At 39.6% G+C, this 21,191-nt stretch carries 14 protein-coding genes and 1 tRNA gene; 4 read left to right on the top strand and 11 right to left on the bottom strand.

The window, feature by feature from the left end; translation table 11 throughout:
• Positions 1 to 101: 101 nt before the first annotated feature.
• A complete protein-coding gene (locus tag ACFO6W_RS14970) occupies positions 102 to 743 on the bottom strand; it encodes a DUF1062 domain-containing protein (RefSeq protein ID WP_379997811.1) in 642 nt (213 codons plus the stop codon).
• A 421-nt stretch (positions 744 to 1,164) separates the two neighbouring features.
• Between ACFO6W_RS14970 and ACFO6W_RS14965 the strand changes: the two genes are divergently transcribed.
• Entirely contained in the window at positions 1,165 to 2,370 is a 1,206-nt protein-coding gene (locus ACFO6W_RS14965; protein WP_379997809.1) for an FAD-dependent oxidoreductase, read from the top strand.
• Between the two features lie 670 nt (positions 2,371 to 3,040).
• On the opposite strand, the gene ACFO6W_RS14960 is transcribed toward ACFO6W_RS14965, so the two are convergent.
• Positions 3,041 to 3,114 (bottom strand) — tRNA-Thr (locus ACFO6W_RS14960).
• Positions 3,115 to 3,387: 273 nt separating this feature from the next.
• Between ACFO6W_RS14960 and pepT the strand changes: the two genes are divergently transcribed.
• Together pepT and gcvT are read left to right on the top strand one after the other, a co-directional pair.
• Positions 3,388 to 4,608: a peptidase T gene (gene pepT, locus ACFO6W_RS14955; protein WP_379997807.1), complete on the top strand. Its 1,221-nt coding sequence runs from the start codon at positions 3,388 to 3,390 to the stop codon at positions 4,606 to 4,608.
• A gap of 34 nt (positions 4,609 to 4,642) precedes the next feature.
• Positions 4,643 to 5,737: a glycine cleavage system aminomethyltransferase GcvT gene (gene gcvT / locus ACFO6W_RS14950; protein ID WP_379997805.1), complete on the top strand. Its 1,095-nt coding sequence runs from the start codon at positions 4,643 to 4,645 to the stop codon at positions 5,735 to 5,737.
• 57 nt (positions 5,738 to 5,794) lie between these two features.
• Here gcvT and ACFO6W_RS14945 read toward each other — a convergent pair whose 3' ends face one another.
• The 9 genes from ACFO6W_RS14945 to ACFO6W_RS14905 all read right to left on the bottom strand — a co-directional run bounded on the left by ACFO6W_RS14945 (position 5,795) and on the right by ACFO6W_RS14905 (position 20,227).
• Complete coding sequence (locus ACFO6W_RS14945) at positions 5,795 to 6,016, bottom strand: hypothetical protein (RefSeq protein WP_379997803.1); 222 nt, start codon at positions 6,014 to 6,016, stop codon at positions 5,795 to 5,797.
• A 124-nt stretch (positions 6,017 to 6,140) separates the two neighbouring features.
• Positions 6,141 to 7,307: an AIR synthase related protein gene (locus ACFO6W_RS14940; RefSeq protein ID WP_379997801.1), complete on the bottom strand. Its 1,167-nt coding sequence runs from the start codon at positions 7,305 to 7,307 to the stop codon at positions 6,141 to 6,143.
• 167 nt (positions 7,308 to 7,474) lie between these two features.
• Positions 7,475 to 8,437: an ROK family protein gene (locus tag ACFO6W_RS14935; protein WP_379997799.1), complete on the bottom strand. Its 963-nt coding sequence runs from the start codon at positions 8,435 to 8,437 to the stop codon at positions 7,475 to 7,477.
• Positions 8,438 to 8,567: 130 nt separating this feature from the next.
• On the bottom strand, positions 8,568 to 9,668 hold the full coding sequence (meaB, locus tag ACFO6W_RS14930; RefSeq protein WP_379997797.1) for a methylmalonyl Co-A mutase-associated GTPase MeaB: 1,101 nt from the start codon (positions 9,666 to 9,668) through the stop codon (positions 8,568 to 8,570).
• 227 nt (positions 9,669 to 9,895) lie between these two features.
• Positions 9,896 to 11,161: a tetratricopeptide repeat protein gene (locus ACFO6W_RS14925; protein WP_379997795.1), complete on the bottom strand. Its 1,266-nt coding sequence runs from the start codon at positions 11,159 to 11,161 to the stop codon at positions 9,896 to 9,898.
• 22 nt (positions 11,162 to 11,183) lie between these two features.
• Positions 11,184 to 13,772, bottom strand: coding sequence for a DNA gyrase subunit A (gyrA, locus tag ACFO6W_RS14920; protein ID WP_379997793.1), 2,589 nt, complete (start codon positions 13,770 to 13,772; stop codon positions 11,184 to 11,186).
• Positions 13,773 to 14,052: 280 nt separating this feature from the next.
• Entirely contained in the window at positions 14,053 to 17,367 is a 3,315-nt protein-coding gene (gene secA, locus ACFO6W_RS14915; RefSeq protein ID WP_379997791.1) for a preprotein translocase subunit SecA, read from the bottom strand.
• Positions 17,368 to 17,417: 50 nt separating this feature from the next.
• Entirely contained in the window at positions 17,418 to 19,007 is a 1,590-nt protein-coding gene (locus ACFO6W_RS14910) for an alkaline phosphatase family protein (protein WP_379997789.1), read from the bottom strand.
• Positions 19,004 to 20,227, bottom strand: a complete 1,224-nt coding sequence (locus ACFO6W_RS14905; protein WP_379997787.1) for a lipoprotein N-acyltransferase Lnb domain-containing protein — start codon at positions 20,225 to 20,227, stop codon at positions 19,004 to 19,006. Before ACFO6W_RS14905 ends, ACFO6W_RS14910 begins: the two co-directional genes overlap by 4 nt.
• A 184-nt stretch (positions 20,228 to 20,411) precedes the next feature.
• Between ACFO6W_RS14905 and ACFO6W_RS14900 the strand changes: the two genes are divergently transcribed.
• Positions 20,412 to 21,011: a SagB/ThcOx family dehydrogenase gene (locus tag ACFO6W_RS14900; protein ID WP_379997785.1), complete on the top strand. Its 600-nt coding sequence runs from the start codon at positions 20,412 to 20,414 to the stop codon at positions 21,009 to 21,011.
• Positions 21,012 to 21,191 lie beyond the last annotated feature (180 nt).

Below are 21,191 nucleotides of genomic sequence, written 5' to 3'. Positions count from 1 at the left end.
GACTTTTTTTTTGTTTGGGATACGGGTTTTCCTATGCATATATGGAAGACTATGAAAGAGGCAGCTGGCCTAATCTTGCCAGCTACCACAGACTAGTGTATTTACGAGCAGATATCATTCTCTGCAAATTGTTTAATATAATCTTTAAGTTTTAACCTATCAATTGTGATTAACGATTGATTTTTGATCTTACATTTTTTTAGATCTGTATTATCCGGCAGTTCCATAACATTTGCTGCTATCATTTTCTCCAACCGATTCAGGGAAATATTGAGACATTGACGTATTACAGATGATAATTTCAGATGAATATCATATGCTGTTATTATACAAAATTCAATCTTATCTTCTTCCATATTCACCATTTCTTCAACAGTTATCGGTTGATGAATAATGTCGTATTCTATTGATTTATAGCAAACTTCCACATTGTTTCTTTTCATCAATTCTATATCGGATGCATAGTTCCATGCAGTGTTTGCATCGTTGGTCAAGAACTTTTGATATAAATTTTTTTCAATCGATTCAGGTCTTATCCGTGATAGAATAGTAAGATTGAACGTACTGTCGCATTCTGTACATCTGTAGATCAACCACACGTCCAGAATCTTTTTTTGGGCATTGATTCTGAATTTATCACTGCAATAAAATTGGCTGCTACTGTTGCATTTTGCACATTTTCTTTTTAATAACGGCATATTTTGGATACATATTTCCCATGTATATCGTTTTGTCTTTTTCATTTTGGCTGTTCCTCTCAGGATGTATATACTACCCTTGATCACATATAATTATGTTAAGGCCTATATACAGAGAGTATTTAAGCCGGAAAGGGTAGTGAGATTAATAAATAAATAAGATATACCCGTTCGAGTACAAAACTCAAACAAGAGGAATTACTAGCTTGTGGTATTTGAAGCTAATATTATGCCAGTATATATAAAAGAATAGTTGCCAAAATGTAATAATGTTGGTTTGGAGTACAAAGATAATAGTTTTATTATATTGTATCCAATAATTACTGAGTGTAATTTATTTGATTGAGCAGGTGATGATTTGAATGATAGTGATACGGGGTTCCGTTGAAAATCAGAGTGCCGAAGAGCTGCCAATACGATATTATATATTTATCTTTGCCTCCGGTCTAAACAAATAAAAGATATTATGAGTGACATAACGTATGACTGTATTGTAATAGGAGGAGGAATAAGTGGAATATCTTTTGCTCATTACATGCATATAGCGGGCAAAAAGACATTAATTATAGAGAAGGATAAGAATGCGGGAGGGCAGGTGCAAAGCTTGTTTTCGGAGCAATATCCCGCTTATTGGAGAGAGTTTGGCGCGCATACCTGTTATAATTCCTATACCCGTTTATTGTCGATTGTAAAAGATATCGGGTGCGTCGATCTGATAAGACCATTGGGAAAAGGAAGCTATGTGACATATTCTGATGGACTGATAAAAAAAATGTTTGCAGAACTGTCGATGCCTTCTCTTATACTGAACGGACCCAGAATGTTCTTTACATCAAAGAAAGGGAAGACTGTGAAGGAGTATTTCAGTAAAATTGTAGGTTCGTCTAACTATAATAAATTGTTTACCAGGCTTTTCAGAGCTGTTATATCACAGAATGCAGACGATTATCCTGTTGAATTATTTTTGAAACACAGGAAAGACAGATATAAAGAGTTTCCCCGGAAATATAGCTTTCATGAAGGCTTGTCGTCATTTCTGCATTCCATAATAGAGAAGGATAAGCTGCAAATAGAAAAATCATGTGAAGTGTTGGATATACAGCGTAGCGGCAATGCATATAGAGTTATCACGATGGAAGGTAAAATATTTGATGCGCCCCATATAGCTATAGCCACAGATCCCCAGGCGGCTTCACGGCTGATTAAGGATATAGAGCCGTCCTTGTCGTCATTGCTGGCATCAATACCACTGTTCCAGACTGAATCGTTGAATGTTATTGTACCGAAGGATAAACTGGTAATGCAAAGTATAGCCGGAATAATACCTGTTTCCGACGACTTCCATTCGGCCGTATCCCGTGATCTGATAGAAGATGAAACGTTAAGGAGTTTTACTTTTCATTTTGAAAAGGGAGAAAAAGACGAAGATGAAAAGTCCGATATTATATGCAAAGTGCTGAATATTTCCCGCAATGATATATTGGAATGTAAAATGATCAGGCATATACTGCCTTCGTTGCGTATGTCACATCTGAATATGGCTGAACAAGTGGTTAAAATGAGGCAATCGGATAGTATTTATCTGCTTGGTAACTATTTTTACGGATTATCTTTAGAAGACTGCGTTCATCGTTCATTTGATGAATCCCAAAGGTATGGTGTAATGAGCTGATTTATAGGAATCTCTTTTACTGTTATTTTTGAACATAATTGTTTGATTTTTGGGAAATACTTTATCTATATGTATATGATAGCTTTTAGCCGTTAGCTGATAGTTCTTTGAAGTATTGATTAAAGCAGTTACGAGTTTGCCTCGCCTTCGCTTCGGCGAATGTTATTTCTTCGTCTTGGGGCAGTTATAAGTTACAAGTAAACAAGATACGAGATACAAGTTGTTAACTGATGACTGTTTACTGATATATCTGTTACCTTTTAACAGTTACAAGTTTGCCTCGCCTTCGCTTCGGCGAATGCTATTTCTGAGCCCTTCGGGCAGTTACGGGTTACTTCATTCTTAATTGTATTCTGTTACTTTTGTTACCTTTTAACTATATAGTGTAAATATAGGTTAATTTAATAAGGTTTTTGAGCCGGTTATTGTTAATGTGATGACAGAGGAAGTAAGGACAGGGTGTTACTTTTTTGATCGGTTTGAATATCTGGGAGCAACTGAATATCATCAGTTCATAGGCGAAAAAGTAACAATGAAAAAAGTATGCAAATGGTGTTACTTTTGTTACCTTTTTGACAGCAAAGAGTATGTGTTATGCGTTGTCAACGGCAGACCGCAATATAAAGCCAAAAAAGACCGTCTGAATACTTCAAACGGTCCGCTTTTTTTGAGCCTCTTGTCGGATTCGAACCAACGACCCCGAGATTACAAATCACGTGCTCTGGCCAACTGAGCTAAAGAGGCAAGTGGGTAAGCTGACTATATCGCGTCGCTACAACCGACGGCCCTTGCTGCGATCAAACCCTGGGGGATTAATCGGGAGCTGACCGTATAGGACTTACCCGCGACAAAAGTAGATAAATTTTTCATATTCACAAAATATGAATTCGATTTTTTCCTTTGATTTCCTTTTACTACATTTGTATTGGAAGTCTTTTCCAGAAAAAGAAGTTAGATATCAGTGACTTATAAATTGACATTTTACATAAAAAAATATTAAGAAAAAAACAAAATAACATGACAGTAACAGATCGTTTTATCAAATACGCAAAATTTGATACGGAATCGAATACAGAAACAGGTATAACCCCCAGTACACCGGGACAAATGGTTCTGGCCCGCGAAATAGAAAAAGAACTTCGTGAAATGGGGTTGGATGACGTTACACTGGACGAGAATGCCTATCTGATGGCTACTCTTCCCGCTAATACAGATAAGAAAGTCCCCACTATTGGTTTTATAGCCCATCTGGATACCAGCCCCGATCTGTCAGGAAAGAACGTTAATCCCCGTATTGTAAAAAACTACGATGGAAAGGATATAATACTGAACAAGGATACAAATGTAGTGCTTTCTCCTGCCGACTTTCCCGAAATGCTCGATTATAAAGGACAGGATCTGATAGTGACGGATGGGGATACATTGCTGGGTGCAGATGATAAAGCCGGAATCGCGGAAATTATAACAGCGATCAGATATCTGCAAGATCATCCTGAAATCAAACATGGAAAAATCCGTATAGGATTCAATCCTGATGAAGAGATCGGACTGGGTGCGCATAAATTTGATGTGGAAAAATTTGGCTGTGAGTGGGCTTACACAATGGATGGCGGCCCGATAGGAGAACTGGAGTATGAAAACTTCAATGCTGCCGGCGTAAAGATTAATATACAGGGAAGGAGTGTACATCCGGGATATGCAAAAGATAAGATGACAAATGCGCTGGTAGTTGCCAGTAGACTTATATCCCTTCTTCCGGCGAATGAAAGGCCCGAGCATACCACCAAATACGAAGGTTTTTTTCATCTGACAAATGTGTCGGGAACAGTAGATTCGGCTACAGTGGGCTATATAATACGCGACCATGACCGTAAGCTGTTTGAAGGGCGGAAACAATTGATGATCGAGGTTGTAGACTTCATAAATAGATTGTATCCTAATAGTACGACTCTTGAAATCAAAGACCAATACTATAATATGCGTGAAAAGGTAGAGCCTGTGAAGCATATTGTAGATATGGCTTTTGAGGCAATGGAAGCAGCAGGGGTTACTCCGATCGTTAAACCGATACGAGGAGGGACAGACGGTGCACAGTTATCATTTAAAGGGCTTCCTTGTCCGAATATCTTTGCCGGAGGGCATAATTTTCATGGACGTTATGAGTTCGTGCCTGTACAATCGATGGAAAAGGCTGTGGAAGTAATAGTAAAACTAGCCGAGATAGTAGCAAATAAATAAAATCAATGTTGATACTTAAAATACATAAACAAATATGAAGAAAACACCTTTTACGGATATTCACGTTGCACTCGGGGCAAAAATGCATGAATTTGCAGGCTACAATATGCCCATCGAATATTCGGGTATAATAGATGAGCATATGACCGTATGCACCGGAGTAGGAGTATTTGATGTTTCACATATGGGTGAAATATGGGTTAAAGGCCCCCGTGCGGAAGCTTTCCTGCGACGAATGATGAGTAATGATGTCGCCTCCCTCGAAATAGGAAAAGCGCAGTATTCAGCCATTATAAATGAGCAGGGAGGTATTGTGGATGACATAATCGTATATCATTACGAGCCGGAAAAGTATATGCTTGTTGTTAATGCATCGAATATAGAGAAGGACTGGAAATGGTTCACGGAGCATAACGATGAATTTGCTGATTTGGAAAATGCTTCGGAAGAAGTTGCTCAATTGGCGATACAAGGTCCTAAAGCCCTGGCAACACTGCAAAAACTGACTAAAATAGATCTGACCAAGATTCCTTATTACTCGTTTGCTATAGGCAGTCTGGACGGTTCTGGCCTGGAGAATGTGATTATATCCAATACCGGATATACAGGTGCGGGAGGCTTCGAAATCTACTTTTATCCGCAATATGGGGTAGATATATGGAATGCTTTATTTGAGGCAGGAGAAGAATTCGGAATCAAACCGATCGGGCTGGGTGCACGTGATACATTACGTCTCGAAATGGGATTCTGCCTGTACGGAAACGATTTGGATGATACCACTACGCCTATCGAGGCCGGATTGGGTTGGATAACTAAATTTACGGACGGGCGGAACTTTACTGCCCGCGCTATATTGGAAAAGCAAAAGGCAGATGGCATAAGTCGTAAGTTATGCGGATTTCATATGCTGGAAAAGGGAATCCCGCGTCATGGCTACGATATAGTGAATGAAAAGAATGAAAAAATCGGGATAGTAACATCCGGAACAATGTCACCTACCACAAAAATAGGTGTGGGGCTTGGCTATATTAAACCAGAGTATGCAGCATTGGGTACACCGGTTTTCATTAAAGTGCGTGATAAGAACCTGAAAGCAGAAGTGGTGAAGCCACCCTTCAGAAAGCTGTAAGATATGAGCAGAAAAAGGGACTCCAACCGGAATCCCTTTTTTATCAGTTCTTTAAAATTACTTTTTGTCAGCTTTTTTATCTTTAGTGCAACAAGCTTTTTTATCAGCAGCCTTGTCCTTGGTGCATTCTTTCTTGTCTTTCGCACATTCTTTTTTATCTTTTGTGCATTCTGTTTTAGCTTTGCAGCACTCTTTCTTAGGAGTAGTATCCTGAGCCATTACACTTGATGATGCAACAAAAGCGATACACATAATAACTGACATTAGAAGTTTTTTCATCTCTTTCTTTTTTAATTGTTAGTTACACACTGAGTTTGGTAATACTGCAAATATAAGTGCTATTCGGTTAAAATATTATTAATAGAAGTTAAATATGAAACGTCTTATAGATAATCATTCTAAATTAGTATTCGAAGCGACCGAATTCACTTTCTATAACCAGTTCTGTTTTATCTGATTTTTCAACAAAACCCACTATTTGTGCATCGATTCCGTATGATTTGGAAATATCAATTACTTCCTGAGCATATTCCGGTGATAAATATATCTCCATGCGATGTCCCATATTAAATACCTTGTACATCTCTTTCCAGTCTGTACTGGATTGTTCCTGAATAAGTTTGAATAATGGGGGAACAGGGAATAGATTGTTCTTTGTAATTTTCACATTATCAACAAAATGTAAAACTTTGGTTTGAGCGCCACCAGAGCAATGTACCATACCATGCACATGAGATCTTAGTTTTTCCAATATCTGTTTGATAACGGGCGCATAGGTGCGGGTAGGGGAGAGTACCAATTTTCCGGCGTCTATATCCAAACCCTCTATTCCATCAGTTAACTTCATGCTTCCGGAATATACCAAATCTAATGGGATAGAAGAGTCATAACTTTCAGGATACTTGGCCGCAAGATATTTGGCAAATACATCGTGGCGTGCTGATGTAAGCCCATTGCTACCCATTCCGCCGTTATATTCTTTCTCATATGTCGCGCGGCCGTACGATGAAAGCCCAACTATGACATCACCTCCCTGTATTTTGTCGTTGGAGATTACATCAGATCGTTTCATGCGGCAAGTAACAGTACTGTCCACAATGATCGTACGTACCAGATCGCCTACATCGGCTGTTTCACCGCCTGTAGGATATATGTTGACACCGAGGCTTGATAGTTCCTCACATAAGTTGTTTGTCCCGCTTATAATGGCTGCTATAACTTCGCCGGGAATCAGCATTTTGTTTCTGCCGATAGTGGATGATAGTAGTATGTTATCTGTTGCGCCAACACATAGCAGGTCATCGATGTTCATTATCAATGCATCCTGGGCAATGCCTTTCCAGATAGATATATCTCCGGTTTCTTTCCAGTAAATGTATGCAAGGGATGATTTAGTACCAGCTCCATCAGCGTGCATTATATTGCAATATTCGGGATCACCGCCCAGTATATCGGGAATTATTTTGCAAAATGCTTTTGGAAATATTCCTTTGTCAATGTCCTTTATAGCATTGTGTACATCTTCTTTCGAAGCTGAAACTCCTCGCTGGTTATATCGTTGGTCGCTCATGTTTGTTATTAATAAGTTTTTATTTGAGGTCTCAGACCTATTTATTCTCGGACAAAGTTAATAAAATCAGGCTGATTTTGAAACTTCGGCTGCGAAAAGGAAACAGCCTGCAAATCTCTTTATTCTACAGGCTGTTAATTATACATACATTTACTGTTTGCTTGATTTTAATAGTCTTTTACTTCCCAACCTAATGCACTGGCTCCAAGTACGGCGGCATCGCTTTCCTTAAGTTCCGACATTAATAGCTTAATTTTATTGCGGTATATAGGTAACATGTTTTCTTCCATATGTTTGCGAACCGGATCGAAAATAAGTTTGCCAGCCTTTATTAAACCTCCAAATAAGATAATAGCTTCCGGACTGGAGAACGCTACAAAGTCTGCGAACGATTCGCCTAAAATCTGTCCTGTATATTCAAATATTTCTTTAGCCATTTTATCTCCTTTTACAGCTGCGTCATATACGTCCTTCGATGTGATCTCATCGATAGCTAATTCGCGCAATACGCTGGGGTCCTTTCTTGTCTGCAGGTATTCTTTAGCTGTACGGGCAACACCTGTTGCCGAACTATATGTTTCGAGACATCCTTTTTTTCCACAGCCGCATATACGCCCGTCACGAATAGCTGTTGTATGACCTAACTCTCCGGCAAATCCGTCATGTCCATATACTAACTGGCCATTTACCACAATACCACTACCGACACCTGTTCCTAATGTAATTACAATGAAGTCTTTCATTCCGCGTGCAGCGCCATAGGTCATTTCGCCGATCGCGGCGGCATTTGCGTCATTTGTAAGGGCTACAGGTATATTTAATTTATCAGTAAGCATTTGGGCCAATGGAATTACACCTTTCCAAGGGAGGTTTGGTGCAAATTCGATACAACCGGTGAAAAAATTACCATTCGGTGCTCCAACTCCAATACCTTTGATATTTCCCGAACCTCCGACCTGATCTATTATCTCCTGAACGCCGGCAGATAAATGGTCTACGTATTCGTTTATTTCTTTGTAAGCACCTGTTTTTATAGAACCCTGATTTATGATATGGCCGCGCTTGTCGACTATACCGAAAACAGAGTTAGTTCCACCGATATCGATTCCAATAGCATATGGTTTTTCCATGATTTATATTATGTTAATTCAACAATGAAATTATTTTTGTGATAATGCGTACAAATATAATCAATTCTGTGGTAAAATAAGGACTTTAAAAGTGAATAATAAAGCTTCTCTTTAGTTAAAAAGAGGTTATCTATGAGCGTTTTAAGTATATGTCCAACACTTTATTAGCTGCAACGAACGAACTCATATGTGAATTTAACACTTGGTTTTCGCAAAATTTCAATTCCTTTTGCACTTCCGGATCGTTATAAAAATTACTTTTCAGTCGTTCATTAATAGTTTCATACATCCAGAATCTGGATTGGGAATTGCGTCTGTGTTCAAAGTAGCCGCTTTTCTTAACAAAATTGATATAATCGTCTATCATATTCCATACTTCATCAATCCCTATTTCATAATAGCCGGAGTATGTCAACACTTTAGGTTCCCAGCCCGAATCGGGTAGGGGAAACAGGTGTAATGCATTCTGAAAGTGGGATTGTGCCAAACGGGCTTTTTCAATATTATTTCCATCTGCCTTATTGATAACTATTCCGTCAGCCATTTCCATTATTCCGCGTTTGATCCCTTGCAATTCGTCGCCGGTTCCGGCTAATTGTATCAATAAAAAGAAATCGACCATCGAATGTACAGCCGTTTCAGATTGTCCAACACCTACAGTTTCTACTATAATACGATCAAACCCGGCAGCTTCGCATAGAATAATCGTTTCCCGTGTTTTGCGGGCAACACCGCCAAGTGAGCCTGCGGAAGGGGAGGGGCGAATGAAGGCTCGCTTTTCTATGGACAGCCGTTCCATACGTGTTTTGTCTCCCAGGATACTGCCTTTGGTGAGTTCGCTGGACGGGTCTATAGCCAATACTGCAACCTTTGATGCTTCATTTTCTTTAAGAATGTGCATTCCAAAAGCGTCTATAGATGTACTTTTTCCCGCTCCAGGTACACCTGTAATACCCACACGTACAGAATTACCGGTATATGGAAGACATTTTTCGATAACTTCCTGCGCTATAGATTGATGATCTGTTTTTGCGCTTTCTATAAGTGTTACAGCTTGTCCCAGAATACTTATATTTCCTTTGAGTATCCCTTCAACGTATTCTGATACAGTATATGTCTTACGTTTGAATTTTTTGAAGTTATCTAAGTAAGGATTGACTGTAGGCTGTTCTCCTGTACCTTTATTTACGCGCAATCCCTGAAATTGTTCATCATTTTCGAAATGTTCCATGTACGTGCTTATTGCTATAAATAAGTCTGGATAGGAAGTTATAAAGGGAACTATCAAAATATGTAATTAAACATAATAGTAATTATATAACTTTGATCCGGATTTATTCCTTGATTAATTTAATCTTTAAATTCAGCTTGTAAATATAGCAAAAAACGAGAAGATAATAAAAAGAAAAGCATCTATAGAAACTCCATAGATGCTTTCTTATATATTATTTAGAAAACTTAGTTCAATTCACTGAGTTCTTTGTCTATTGCGTCTAATTCTTTTGATTTATCTACATTCAAAAGACTTAAGTTATAATAAACGTTCTGTAGTTTCATTAATGCCGGTCTCAGGTCTGAACTGTCAGCATTTTTGTTCTTCAGGATGTCGCGGTATTTTTCCAGATACGGCAGAGCTTTTGTATATAACTCTGTTGTTTGTTTGTCCATCTCAGCTTGTTCTTTCCTGTTAGTGGTTTGTCCGGCTTTTTCTTTCATATCCTGTGCTTGCAGTACATAAAGTACGCCTAATCCTTCTAAAGCTCTTTCACAATTTGCATCGGCATTTAAAGCGGTCTGATAGGCAGGTTCCGCCTGGGCATAATCTTTCTGTTCTGAATACAAAGACGCTTTAACGCTCATCAGGTCACATGTATTTGACGGGTCATTTATAATTGCCTGATCTAGATATGCAATGGCTTCTTTAGTCTTGCCTCCTCTGATGTATTCATTGATCAGATTTGGTGTAAAATATTTATTTTTAGGGAATTTCTGAGCACCCTCCAATAAAGCGTTTACATATGCCACACTGTCTTCTATTTGCTGATATTCGCTTGTAAGCAGTTCATATACATCACTTTCTTTGTATGTGCTGTTTTGAACATATGGCTCTGCTATCAGTTTTTTCAATAGTTTTATCGAGCGTGGATGATCTTGAGACTGGATTGAACTGATTACTGCGTAATATTTGATTGTTTGATATGTCGTATCCTGCAGGTTAAAATCAGCTTGTGAATCAGCAAACATCGCTAATGTAGGCAACTCCCAGTATCTTTCAAAGAAGTCAGCCGCTTTTTTAAAGTCTTTTTTATCGTTGTAGAAAACACCGCCATTGATATAGAACCTGTGGCCGTCTCTCATATTTTTAACGATATCTTTTCTGAATTTATTTTTTACCTGGCCCAATTCGTCAGCTTTGATATATGGATCGTACATATTATACAAGCCGATATACATAGATTCTTCGTTACCACCTTTTCCGGTTATTTCTTTCTGCATTTCCAGAGTACGCTCATCGTCGAATGCCTTATATTCAATATCTCCGGCTATTTTCCATGTTTCCGGATCATTACTCGTTTCCGGGTCTGTCAGAGCAGGCTTAATAAGTTCCCTAGCCTCAGACACATTATTCTTCATGGCAGATTTTGCATCTTTCACAGCTTTTTTCTGAGCGAATGAAAAGCTGGCAAGCAAGCATAATGATGTTACTAATAATATACGTTTCATAAAATCATTTATTTTAAATTAATTATTCTTCGGTTATTTCTGTATTGTTTGTATTATCTGTTCTGTCCAGAATGTCAATATCCTCTGCTTCATCCTGTTCCGGTTCAGATTCAACTTTACAGATTGATGCGATTTCATCGTTTCTTTTTCCTAAATTTATGAGCCTTACTCCCTGAGTAGCACGTCCCATAGTGCGAATATCTGAAACTTTTAGACGAATAGTGATACCAGACTTGTTAATAATCATTAAATCGTTTTCGTCTGTTACACTATTTATGGATACAAGCTTACCGGTTTTTTCTGTAATATTAAGAGTTTTAACCCCTTTGCCACCACGACTGGTAATGCGGTAAACCGGTATTATTTCGCCGTTTTCATCGAGTATTTCGTTTCCTTCTTCATCTTTTTCGTTAAGGTTTGTACGTTTACCATAGCCTTGCTCTGAAACCACCATGATAGTTTCATTTCTCTGGGCTTCTTTCGACATAGCCAACATACCGATCACCTCGTCCTGGCCGTCTTCGTCCAAACGCATGCCTCGTACTCCTGTGGCGGTGCGTCCCATTACACGCACGTCTTTTTCATTGAAGCGGATTGCACGTCCGTTGCGGTTTGCCAGCAAGATTTCACTTTCGCCGTCAGTCATCAGTACTTCAATCACTTTATCCTCTTCGCGGATAGTAATTGCATTCACTCCGTTCTGACGTGGACGGGAATAAGCTTCCAGGCTTGTTTTCTTTATAACGCCTTCTTTTGTACAGAAGATCAGATAATGACTGTTTATAAATTCTGTGTCACTGAAGCCTCTTACACGGACAAATGCTGTCACTTTATCATCGGAATCTATATTCAACAGGTTTTGAATAGCACGCCCTTTCGAGTTCTTGGTTCCTTCAGGTATATCGAATACACGCAGCCAGTAACATTTACCCTTTTGCGTAAACAACAGCATATAATTATGCATAGATGCCGGATAAATATGTTCTATGAAGTCCGTATCGCGGGTTTCCGAACCTTTTGCTCCTACTCCACCTCTGTTTTGCGCTCTGAATTCAGAAAGAGGAGTACGTTTTATATAGCCAAGATGTGAAATGGTAATGATCATTTCATCATTGGAATAGAAATCTTCGGGATTAAGTTCTTCTGAAGCGTATACGATTTCTGTGCGGCGCGCATCACCGTATTTATCTCTTACTTCAATCAATTCATCGGTAATAACTTTCATGCGAAGTTCTTCATTTACAAGAATTTCATTCAAATAAGCTATTAATTTCTGAATTTCTTCATATTCGTTACGTAGTTTATCCTGCTCCAGTCCGGTCAACTGACGCAGACGCATTTCGACTATGGCACGGGCTTGTATATCAGATAGCTTAAATCGCTCTATTAAGCTTTCTATAGCCTCTTGCGGCGACTTTGAGGCCCTGATGATAGCAATGACTTCATCGATATTATCTGAGGCTATGATTAATCCTTCTAATATATGAGCACGTTCTTCTGCTTTGCGAAGTTCATAAATAGTCCTGCGCGTTACAACGTCAATCCTGTGCTCAACGAAAAAGCCTATCATTTCTTTTAGGTTCAACGTTTTTGGCCGGCCTTTGACCAGGGCTATATTATTTACGCTGAATGAAGATTGTAATGCCGTTAGTTTATATAGTTTATTTAAAACAACATTCGCATTTGCATCACGTTTGACATCCACCACAATACGCATCCCCTGACGGTCTGATTCATCATTGACATTGCTGATGCCTTCGAGACGTTTTTCCCCGACCAGGTCTGCTATGTGTTTGATTAATTCAGCTTTGTTTACAAGATATGGAATTTCTGTAATCACGATCTTCTCATGATTACCTTCCATTTCTATTTCGGCACGGCCACGCATAACCACGCGTCCGCGACCTGTTTCGAAAGCATCAATAACACCCTGATAACCATAAATAAAGCCTCCTGATGGAAAGTCGGGGGCTTTTATATGCTGCATCAATCCGGCAGTGTCTATGTCTTTATTTTCTATATAGGCAATAGTGGCGTTGATAGCTTCCGTCATATTATGAGGAGCCATATTGGTAGCCATACCTACGGCTATACCAGAAGCTCCATTTATGAGCAGATTCGGAATACGTGTGGGAAGAACTGTCGGTTCTTTGAGCGTATCGTCAAAATTTAACTGAAAATCAACGGTTTCCTTATCTATATCTTTAAGCATTTCTTCGGCCAAACGGCTAAGTCTTGCTTCTGTATAACGCATGGCAGCAGGCATATCACCATCAACACTACCCATGTTACCCTGTCCGTCTACCAACAGGTATCGCATGCTCCATTCCTGGGCCATACGTACCATCGCAAAATAAACTGATGAATCGCCGTGTGGGTGGTATTTACCTAATACTTCTCCGACTATTCTGGCGGATTTTTTGTGTGGTTTGTTAGATGCGTTACCAAGTTCGCTCATACCGAAAAGGATACGGCGGTGAACGGGTTTAAATCCGTCTCTGACATCGGGTAATGCCCTCGATACAATTACCGACATTGAATAGTCAATGTAGGCCGATTTCATTTCATCCTCGATGTTAATCTTAATAATTCTGTCCTCTGTTTCTGCCATTATTTTAAGATAAAATTTTTATTCTCAAATATTTGTGAAGTACCTCGGAAATAAGGTATTTTCTAGTGTTCAAAAAACATGCTAAGATACAAATTTTCTTTGTATTAAGAAAATATAATAAGGCAAAAAAGCCCGATGAATACTAAATTCATCGGGCTTTTTATGTGGTTTGATGAGTGGTAAGTTTTAAGTAGTAGCTAATAGGTTTTAAGATGGCAAAGCCACAAGATTATATCGTTTGATATACTGGCAAGCTTACGACTTACGACTCATTACTTATTTATTCATTTTTTCCGTGACAGTTTTTATATTTTTTGCCGCTTCCACAAAAACAAGGATCGTTTCTTCCCGGTTTCTTATCCACATGTACAGGTGCAATTTTCGGCGCTCCCTGTGGTTGCGGAGGTCTTTGTCCTCCCCCCTGAGCAGCACCTCCATCCTCAATTTCATTGCGCTCGGTGCGGTAACGGCTGTAATCTGTCTTTTGTTCAGGAGCAGCCTGACGTACCTGTTCAGGTTCACGCACAGGTATTTGTCCGCGCATCAGTATTGTAACAGCTTTACCGTTAACACTGTTGAGCATCGACTTGAACAGATTGAACGATTCCAGTTTATAGATCAATAACGGGTCTTTCTGCTCATAACTTGCATTCTGTACAGACTGGCGAAGTTCGTCCATTTCGCGGAGATGTTCTTTCCATTCTTCGTCTATGGTGTGCAATACAATGGCTTTCTCGAATGATTTGATAATATCTTTCGACTGGCTGTCATATGCTTCTTTCAGATTACATGATATATTATAGACGCGTTTTCCGTCTGTGATAGGGATCAGTATGTTTTCGAACTTATCGCCTTGTTCTTCATAAACCTGCTTGATTACCGGATTTGCGATTTCTGCCAGACGGTCCATTTTATGTTTAAAGTTCTGGACTGCCCTGTCATAAATCTGATCTACCATTGTATCCGATTTCATTGTGCGGAAGCCAGCTTCATCGAACGGAACTTCAATAGCAAGCAAACGCAGCAGATCTATCTTCAAGCCTTCGTAATCGAGATTATCGGCATATTGTTCTACTATGTTTACGGCTGTGTCGTAGAACATATTCACGATATCGATACCAATACGTTCACCCATAAGTGCGTGGCGACGACGTTTGTAGATAACCTCGCGTTGTGAGTTCATTACATCGTCATATTCCAATAAGCGTTTACGGATACCGAAGTTATTTTCTTCCACTTTTTTCTGTGCACGTTCCACAGACTTGCTAAGCATGTTGTGTTCAAGCATTTCACCTTCTTTGAAGCCCATACGGTCCATCATCCCGGCAATACGTTCCGAAGCGAACAGGCGCATCAAATCGTCCTCCAGCGAGATATAGAATACGGAAGAACCCGGGTCTCCCTGACGTCCTGCACGACCACGCAACTGGCGGTCTACACGACGTGATTCGTGCCTTTCGGTACCTATAATAGCCAAACCTCCGGCTTCTTTCACACTTGGTGCAAGTTTGATGTCGGTACCACGACCGGCCATATTGGTGGCGATGGTAACTGCTCCCGGTTGCCCGGCTAGTGCCACAACTTCGGCCTCACGCTGGTGTAGCTTGGCATTCAGTACGTTATGCTTGATCTTACGCATGGTAAGCATCTTGCTCAATAATTCTGATATCTCTACCGAAGTAGTACCTACGAGTACGGCGCGGCCCTGATTTACAAGTTCTTCTATTTCGTGTATAACAGCTGTGTATTTTTCACGTTTCGTTTTGTATATACGGTCGTTCATATCCTTACGGGCAATTGGCCTGTTGGTAGGGATTACAACCACATCCAGCTTGTAGATATTCCATAATTCGCCTGCCTCTGTTTCTGCCGTACCGGTCATCCCCGAAAGTTTATGATACATACGGAAATAGTTCTGGAGGGTAATAGTCGCAAATGTTTGCGTGGCAGCTTCCACTTTCACACGTTCTTTTGCTTCTATTGCCTGATGGAGCCCGTCAGAGTAGCGGCGGCCATCCATGATACGGCCGGTCTGCTCGTCTACAATCATTACTTTGTTGTCGATAACAACGTATTCATCGTCTTTCTCAAACAATGCATATGCTTTAAGTAATTGGTTTACAGTGTGTACTCGTTCCGATTTGATAGAGTAACTCTGCATCAGTTCGTCTTTCTTTTCAGCTTTTTGAGCATCGGTCAATGACTGATTTTCCAAGTCGGAAAGAAGTGCGCCGATATCCGGTAATACAAAGAATAACGGGTCGTCGGAATTGCCTGTAAGCAGGTCGATACCTTTATCTGTAAGTTCTATGCTATTATTCTTTTCATCGATAACGAAGTACAAGTCGTCAGTAACAATATGCATGTTGCGCATCTGTTCAGCCATATAATGTTCTTCGGTTTTCAACATCGAAGATTTAATTCCCGGTTCACTCAGAAATTTAATAAGCGGCTTATTCTTAGGAAGTCCTTTGAATGAGCGATATAGGAGCAGGCTGCCTTCTTCTTGTTCTTTTTTGTCTTCCGAAGCCATTTTTACTTTAGCTTCCGCAAGTAATTTAGTACAAAGGTCCCTTTGCGCTTTTACGATAATCTCTACACGGGGACGGAATTCTTCGAACAATTGCTGTTCGCCTCTCGGTATCGGCCCAGATATAATCAATGGAGTACGTGCATCGTCGATCAATACAGAGTCCACCTCGTCGACAATCGCGTAATTATGTTTACGTTGAACGAGGTCTGAAGGATTGATCGCCATATTGTCACGCAGATAGTCGAATCCGAACTCATTGTTCGTACCGAATGTGATGTCTGCCTGGTATGCTTTGCGGCGGCCTTCCGAATTCGGTTGATGCTTATCGATACAGTCGACGGATAAGCCGTTGAACATATATATAGGTCCCATCCATTCCGAGTCACGTTTTGCGAGGTAGTCATTCACCGTTACCACGTGCACTCCGTTTCCGGTAAGGGCATTGAGGAATACAGGCAGTGTGCCTACCAGTGTTTTACCTTCCCCGGTGGCCATTTCGGCAATTTTACCTTTATGCAGTACAACCCCTCCAAAGAGCTGTACGTCGTAATGGATCATATCCCAGACTATTTCATTACCTCCGGCAGTCCAGTGTTTGTAATAAACAGCCTTGTCTCCATCTATATCGACAAAATCGTGTGTTTCTGCAAGCTCTCTATCGAAATCGGTTGCAGTTACTACAATTTCTTCATTTTGGGTGAAACGGCGGGCAGTTTCTTTTACAATTGAAAATACCTCCGGAAGTACTTTCTCCAGTACTTCTTCATATTTGTCGGTAACTTCCTTTTCAAGCTTGTCCACTTCTGCCCATACATCTTCACGCTGGTCTATTTCCAACGCTTCTACACCGGCTTTCAGTTCAGCAATCTTATTTTTTTCGGTGGCCACATAATCTTGTACCTGTTGCCTTATTTCAGCAGTTTTGGCGCGCAATTCGTCATGAGAAAGTTTTTCTATTGACGGATATACTGCTCTGATGCGGTCTACGTACGGATTAATCTCTTTTAAGTCGCGTTGAGATTTGTTTCCGAATAATGATGATAAAATATCAGCGAATCCCATATATTTAGTTTATTTATTTCGAAATTTAATGTTTCAAGATTTAAAGATTTCTAAAGTAATTCTGACAGAGCTTCTTCCCTTGCCGCATTCGGCGAACGTATGCGCATGATATAGGACACCGTTGGGGCTATTTCTGTAGCCTTGACAGTCCTTTTCACCCTGTCGGCCTTTATGTTATTCCCGAAGAATATAACAGGACAGACAACCGCATTATTTCGTATCTGCTTTTCCTTAAAAGAAGCATCCTGTTCATTTACAATTTTATAGCCCGGCTGTAACTCGATGAAAAGGTCACCTGACGTTTCTCTTGTATAACCGTTTTTATAATATTCCATTACAGGATTCCATTGCCCGTGCTGTATCTGGTAAGAGGTATACACCTCTTGTACCCCTGTGAATTCGGAAACGAATTCGGCAGCTTTATCCTGTATTTCCTGTAATGATATTTGTTTTTGCTTTATTAATTCCCTATTGAGATATACCTGTCCGTTGTAGATTTTATTCACCCACTTGTTGTCCCTGCCATAAATGGCCATCAGATACATGTTCAGCAATGCTTCGCAACGATTGACATAGAATTTGTTTTCAGGGATATTTTGTCCGTCCGGATAGCTGGCGTCATTAGAGTTGTAGTATCCTGTAGATGAGATAAAGATCAATGTATTCTTAAGGCCTACCGTTCTTTCTACTTCATCCAGAATTTTTTCTATCTCGCGATCGAGCCGTACATATACATCCTGGATTTCGTATGAATAATCTGATCTTACGTTAGGGTAATTACCTGCATAAAACGTGAGTGACAAAAAATCCGGGCTTGTACGTTTTCCTAATTCGGCTTTAGAAAGTACTGTCAAAGCTGTGCTTGTCACATTCTGATTTACGACGGGAGTTTGTTTTGCCAGTAAGTATGTCGCTTTGTCAGTACCTGTATGATGTGTAAAAGAGGCTTTGTTCTCTACATAAGGGAAAGCTTTATAATCGCTGATATTCAAAAGCGGAGTCCATCGCATATCCCATGCCTGAACCGAAAAGCCTGCATTGCCCCGGTTATCCTGGTCTACTGTCCAGTAAAAATTTTTGTAATATGTACTCGAAGCCCATTTGCCTGTGTAGTCGTCGACCCAGTATGCGGCATTGCCCCTCAATCCCGCAGTGATCAAAGCCTGAGATATTTGCGGAGCAAACGAATATACATCAGAAGTTCCCTTGGTGGCAAGCTTCAATTCATCGGTAATAGTCGAGGATTTGAGTGCTAGAGGAGAAACCTTATCATCTGTATAGTTGCCTAAATAGGCGGGATCTGAGAACGTGAAGACTTCCTGCTCCTTTGCCGCCAGATACTTTTTATTGCCTACGATCCCATGGTAAAACGGCGTAGTACCGGTGTAGATCGTGGCTATGGCTGAAGCATCATCGAGATAAGGGAAATCGAATTTTATATTTTGATAGACAAGGCCTTCATTGAGCAGGCGCTTAAATCCTCTTTCAGTAAAATTGTTTCGGAAAAGTTCGAGATAATCCCCCCTTAACTGATCTATAGTAATGCCTATTACTAATTTGGGTGTTTCACGCACAGTGGTCTGAGCCTGAACAGATGTAATAGTCAATACTGCTACTAATGAGGTTATTATTCTTATCATTTTGTTCTTGGTAAACTGTAATCAGCTTTTTTCTTTAACTTTTTTTGTTGCAAAATATTCATAAACGATCTTAGTCCGAGGGACAAAATGAACGGAATGAATGTCATTTCTAACTGTTGAGGAATCAAATTCCATGCCAAAAGAAACGCTAAAAGCGCCACAAAGTTAATAAAATGATAATAATAAATACACTTTGACAGTGATTTTACAAAGAATAGCAGAGCCACAATGAGTTGCAGCGGATTTAGCCATATTATATTCCAGTTTGGATTCGTACAAGGGTGTACCGAAAAGAACATGAGGAAAAAGATAATACACCCCGCTATTCCTGCAATCAGAAATAATACAGTATCGAATAATTTTCCCGGCACCGTTCTTTGTTTTTTATAAGTCAGATATGATACAATAATACTGGCAACCAGTAGTATTATACCTGCATATAAGGGGGTAACGGGAAAATCTTTTTCAAAAGGTTTCGCTTCCAGAAGAGTGGTTGTGGACAATAAAATATTTCTCGGAATACTGTCGCCTGTTACAGTGGCTCCCTCATAGGCATTCATCAGATATTGAGGCAGAAAGTATTTTTGCCTGTCTGTTATCACTTTATCTGCATCTGCACCTATGACCAGATTTATTCCGAAACGGAACCATTGTTTACTTTTGGTACATTCTACAACTAAATCCCTATATGTTTGTTTTTTATCGGTAGGTGTATAATTTATTTTACCGTTAATATATTTTTCAAATATATCTCTGGGGCGGGTCGTACAATTATCGTAAAAATAATTGTAACGATATACTCTATTCTCCGGCAAACAGTTTGTTAACAGCGCATCATATATATCCTGTTTTTCTTTTTGGCTAAGGTTAAATATCTGTTCAACCACACCTACACCTCTTTCTTTATATTCCTGATAATATGAATTATAAGGTATGGGAGCAACCATATAATCGGTTTCCCCCTTCATAAAGAGAAGTATAAAATTGGATTTGGATATATTGAACAGGCCAAAGTTAAAGGCATAATCAATATTTTGCATCGGATCGCTTACCCGGACAGATGTATGCCCGAACAAGGAATAGACGGCTTCATCCCATGGAGCATTAGTGAGCAGGCTGACTTTGGCCGAATCGCTCAATATGGTCCGGGGTATATCCTGAGCCTTTGTCTGGGCACCCATCCCGATAATTACCGAAAGAAGTATAATCAGTTTTCGCATTATTGAAAAATTTCATCACAAAGATAAGATATATGATGAAAAATATATTCGAATAGAGTATTCATTCGTACATAATGTTGTGAATTTTACTTAAAAAATAGCATTAAAGATTTCAAATGGGAAGCTTTAATTGTTATTATTATCTATTTTTGTTAATGTTAAAATTTAAAAGTATTTTTTAATTATGAAAAGAGGATCATTAATCATTGCTTTATTATGTCTGGTTAGCTATTTATCGGCTCAGGATATACAGTTAGTTCCCCCTGCAAAAACCGGAGGAAAACCTTTGATGGAGGCTCTGAATGACCGCCAGTCGCATCGCAGCTTTGAAAAGAAAGATCTGCCGGCTCAGACTTTATCTGATTTATTGTGGGCGGCATACGGTTTCAACAGGGAAGATAAGCGTACGGTACCTTCCTCTCAAAACAAACAGGAAGTAGATGTATATGTGATGTTTAGTAGTGGTATTTATTTTTATGATGCTAAAGCAAACAAATTGGTCTTAAAAGAAAAAGGTGATTTCAGAGCTGCTTTGGGACAACCGAATATATCTGAAAATGCTTCGTTATCTTTGATTTATGTTATTAACCTGGATAAAAATAGCCGGGATGCAGGACTCATGGATGCAGGTTTCTCCATTCAGAATGTATATCTTTATTGTGCTTCGGCAGGACTGGGAGCTGTAGCCCGTGGTTCATTCAAAAGACCGGATGTACACAATGTGTTGAAACTGACAGATAAACAGGAGGTTGCCCTGGTGCAGGCCGTGGGATTTATTAAGTAAATTGAAAGCTCAAATAGTATAATATTGCATATAATGTGCAAGAGGATAGCGGGATAAAATACTGCTGCCCAAATACGTTCTTTGGGTGGACTGTATGGTTTTATAGCAAGCGACTCAGGTTATTTCATAATGATACATATTCTTAATAACGAAAAACGGGGAAAAACGTTTTTTATATTT

The sequence above is a fragment of the Dysgonomonas termitidis genome, from assembly GCF_042654545.1.
In the GTDB taxonomy this organism is placed as follows: domain Bacteria; phylum Bacteroidota; class Bacteroidia; order Bacteroidales; family Dysgonomonadaceae; genus Dysgonomonas; species Dysgonomonas termitidis.
This window is presented reverse-complemented; position numbering and strand designations above follow the sequence as displayed.

Coding starts and splice junctions, on each gene's coding strand:
- ACFO6W_RS14970 (WP_379997811.1), bottom strand. CDS start 743: ATGAAAAAGACAAAACGATATACATGGGAAATATGTATCCAAAATATG.
- ACFO6W_RS14965 (WP_379997809.1), top strand. CDS start 1,165: ATGAGTGACATAACGTATGACTGTATTGTAATAGGAGGAGGAATAAGT.
- pepT (WP_379997807.1), top strand. CDS start 3,388: ATGACAGTAACAGATCGTTTTATCAAATACGCAAAATTTGATACGGAA.
- gcvT (WP_379997805.1), top strand. CDS start 4,643: ATGAAGAAAACACCTTTTACGGATATTCACGTTGCACTCGGGGCAAAA.
- ACFO6W_RS14945 (WP_379997803.1), bottom strand. CDS start 6,016: ATGAAAAAACTTCTAATGTCAGTTATTATGTGTATCGCTTTTGTTGCA.
- ACFO6W_RS14940 (WP_379997801.1), bottom strand. CDS start 7,307: ATGAGCGACCAACGATATAACCAGCGAGGAGTTTCAGCTTCGAAAGAA.
- ACFO6W_RS14935 (WP_379997799.1), bottom strand. CDS start 8,437: ATGGAAAAACCATATGCTATTGGAATCGATATCGGTGGAACTAACTCT.
- meaB (WP_379997797.1), bottom strand. CDS start 9,668: ATGGAACATTTCGAAAATGATGAACAATTTCAGGGATTGCGCGTAAAT.
- ACFO6W_RS14925 (WP_379997795.1), bottom strand. CDS start 11,161: ATGAAACGTATATTATTAGTAACATCATTATGCTTGCTTGCCAGCTTT.
- gyrA (WP_379997793.1), bottom strand. CDS start 13,772: ATGGCAGAAACAGAGGACAGAATTATTAAGATTAACATCGAGGATGAA.
- secA (WP_379997791.1), bottom strand. CDS start 17,367: ATGGGATTCGCTGATATTTTATCATCATTATTCGGAAACAAATCTCAA.
- ACFO6W_RS14910 (WP_379997789.1), bottom strand. CDS start 19,007: ATGATAAGAATAATAACCTCATTAGTAGCAGTATTGACTATTACATCT.
- ACFO6W_RS14905 (WP_379997787.1), bottom strand. CDS start 20,227: ATGCGAAAACTGATTATACTTCTTTCGGTAATTATCGGGATGGGTGCC.
- ACFO6W_RS14900 (WP_379997785.1), top strand. CDS start 20,412: ATGAAAAGAGGATCATTAATCATTGCTTTATTATGTCTGGTTAGCTAT.